At 33.7% G+C, this 2,999-nt stretch carries 4 protein-coding genes; all 4 read right to left on the reverse strand.

All coding sequences use genetic code 11. The features are described 5' to 3' along the window. The coding region (locus tag B3J44_RS19720; RefSeq protein ID WP_286970974.1) for a chemotaxis protein CheB at positions 1-528 on the reverse strand (528 nt) is incomplete at its 3' end. Further along, positions 507-1,319 (reverse strand): CheR family methyltransferase, encoded by an 813-nt coding sequence (locus B3J44_RS19725; protein WP_286970984.1) that lies wholly within the window; start codon positions 1,317-1,319, stop codon positions 507-509. The genes B3J44_RS19725 and B3J44_RS19720, both read right to left, overlap by 22 nt. A gap of 7 nt (positions 1,320-1,326) precedes the next feature. Continuing rightward, positions 1,327-1,692 carry a response regulator gene (locus B3J44_RS19730; protein WP_278021974.1) on the reverse strand — a complete coding sequence of 122 codons (366 nt, stop codon included), beginning with the start codon at positions 1,690-1,692 and terminating at the stop codon, positions 1,327-1,329. A gap of 17 nt (positions 1,693-1,709) precedes the next feature. Further along, positions 1,710-2,999: response regulator (locus tag B3J44_RS19735; RefSeq protein ID WP_286970992.1), on the reverse strand; the 1,290-nt coding region annotated here is incomplete at its 5' end.

Here is a 2,999-nt window from a genome sequence, read left to right on the forward strand (position 1 = left end):
AGGTACCGTATGCAAAATGGCATTATTGGGCATAAAAGGCATGTCTGCAGAAAGCGGATTCTGGACAACGCTTATTCCGCCAAATGCCTGAATAGCCCTCAATCCGATTGTTCCATCAGAATTGGAACCCGAAAGTAAAATTCCGATCAAATGATTGCCATATATTTCTGCAGCAGACTCAAATGAGACGTCAATACTTGGTCTGCTGTAGTTTATTTTTTCTGAAGTGTCTAAAGACAGTGTTTCGTTTCTTTCAAATAATAAATGATAATTGGACGGTGCGATATAGATAAATCCTGATTCTAGTTTTACCTTGTCTTCTACTTCTTTTACTATCATTTGCGATTTTAAGGCAATTAAATCTTCTAAGGTTTGTTCATCTGAAGTTTTTCTATGAACCACTATTACAATGGCAAAAGAAACAGGTTTTTTTATAAAAGGCAAAATTTGCAATAATGCCTGTAAGCTTCCTGCCGAACCTCCAATTATAATTACTTTACAATTTGTTATTCTCTTACTTTTCTCCATATTTTCTCTTTAGCAAATTGTTTATATTTGGTTTGAGATATAGAATATTTTATCGTTTCTTTTGTTCCGAGTGCCAAAAATCCTAGAACAGCCAAGCTATCATCAAATAGATTTACAACTCTTTTCTGCAGATTATTATCAAAATAAATTAAAACGTTGCGGCATAAAATAAGGTCAAACTCATTAAACGAATTGTCTGAAACTAAGTTATGCTGTGAAAAAACCATTTTCTCAGAAAGATTTTCGTTAAACTTTGCAAAACCATAATTGGCAATGTAATAATCTGAAAAATCCTGTTGTCCGCCTGCATCACGATAATTGTCTGCATAATCTTTTATCATTCGTAACGGAAAAATACCACTTTTGGCTGTTTCTAGCACAGATGCGTTTATATCTGTAGCATATAATATTGATTTATGAAGCAAACCTTCTTCTTTCAACATAATTGCCATAGAATATACTTCCTCTCCCGTAGAACAGCCTGCATGCCAAATACGGATAAAAGGTTTGGTTCCTAAAAGCGGGAGGACTTCTTTTCTTAATGTTAGATAAAATGATGGATCACGAAACATCTCGGTTACATTAACCGTGATTTCGTCTATCATTCTTTTGTAATATTCTGGATCGGTACGGACTTTAGATAAAAACTCATGAAAATGTTTAAATCCATCTAAATAAAAAACCCGGCTTACTCGTCGTTTAAGTGAAGCTCTCGAATAGCTTCCAAAATCAAAACCATAATATTCGTAAACATCATTTATAAGAGTTTCTAACTCAATATCTTCAATCATAATTCATTTAGATTTCTTCCAAAATCTGAAGTAATTTATCAACATCTACTGGTTTAGAGATGTAGGCGTCTGCTCCAGCTTGTAAACATTTTTCTCTGTCTCCTGCCATTGCCTGTGCTGTAACGGCAATTACTAAGGTAGATTCTTGCGACGGAATTTCTTTTATAAGCGGAATTGCCTCATAACCATCCATTTCTGGCATCATCATATCTATTAAAACTGCATCTATAGACGAGTCTTCTTTTAGTATTTTTAGAGCCTCTTCGGCGCTTAAGCAAGATAAACAATCATACGATTTTGCTTTTAAAGTGTTTACCAAAGCAAAAATATTCCTCGAATCATCATCTACGATCAAAACACGTTTCTTTCCCATTTACAGCATTTTAAAGATTAGATTTTATCATAAAGCCACACTCGCAATAACGATAAAAGCTGGTCTACATCGACAGGTTTTGTAATATAATCTGAAGCTCCAGCTTTAATACATTTTTCTCTGTCTCCAGTCATTGCTTTTGCCGTTACAGCTATTACAGCTAAGTTAAGAAATTTCGGATTACTTCTTATCTTTTCTGCTGTTTCGTAGCCATCCATATTAGGCATCATCATATCTAGCAACACCACATCTGTATCTGGGTTTTCATCTAAAATTTTAATAGCCTCTTTTCCGTCAAAAGCTGTAATTACATTCATTTTGAAAGCTTCTAAAGCTTTTGAAAGCGAATATATATTTCGCACATCATCGTCTACAATTAATACTTTTTTCTCAAACAAAATATTATTTAGCGAATTCAGCTTTTTGTGGTTTTCCTTTGCTGTACCTTCTTTCTTTTCTTCTACTAAGTGAAGGAAAAGCGAAACCTCATCTAGCATTCTTTGGTATGAATGAGCCGTTTTTACAATGATAGAATCGGCATATTTTCTAATTTTCAGTTCTTCCTTTATAGACAAACTTTTTCCTGTAAAGACAATTACAGGAAGATTTTCTAATCCTGGGCTTTTCTTAACTCCATCTAGAATTTCGTAGGCTTGTTTATCTGGAATTCCCATATCCAGAATTACGCAATCTACCTCTTCTTTTCCTAAAGCCGATAAACCTGCCGAAACTTCACTCTTAATTTCCGAATTGATATTATACGTTTCTAAGAAATAAGCCAAAGCTTTTGCGTGTTTCGGATTATCTTCAATAATTAAAACCTTCTGAGATTCTTTATTGATGATATGCTCAATTCGCATAAAAACTTCCGGAATCTTGTCAAATGCAACTGGTTTATCTAAGAAATCTACAGCTCCTTTTAGCAAGCTTTCTTGTTTCAATTTATGCGATGACATAATGTGCACCGAAATATGTTTAGTGTGCGAATTATTCTTCAATTCTTCCAAAACTTCCCAACCGCTTTTAATTGGCAATTCGATATCTAATAAAATACCAATTGGTTTATAGATTAAGGCAAAATTTAAAGCATAATCTCCTCTTACAGCAACAACGCCTTTGTAACCTTTTTTCTGTGTAAAAGCTAATAATGATTTAGCAAAATTAATATCATCTTCTACAATCAAAATTACTTTGTCGCCTTCTACAATAGAATTTCTGTCGTCTTCAATTTCTGCTGGCACAACATCGCTAATGTATCTTGGTTTTTGTTCTTCATTTTCAGATTGAACTTCAATTTCTTCTGCCTC

This window comes from Flavobacterium sp. UBA4854 (assembly GCF_002399805.1).
Taxonomy (GTDB): Bacteria; Bacteroidota; Bacteroidia; order Flavobacteriales; family Flavobacteriaceae; genus Flavobacterium; species Flavobacterium ginsengisoli.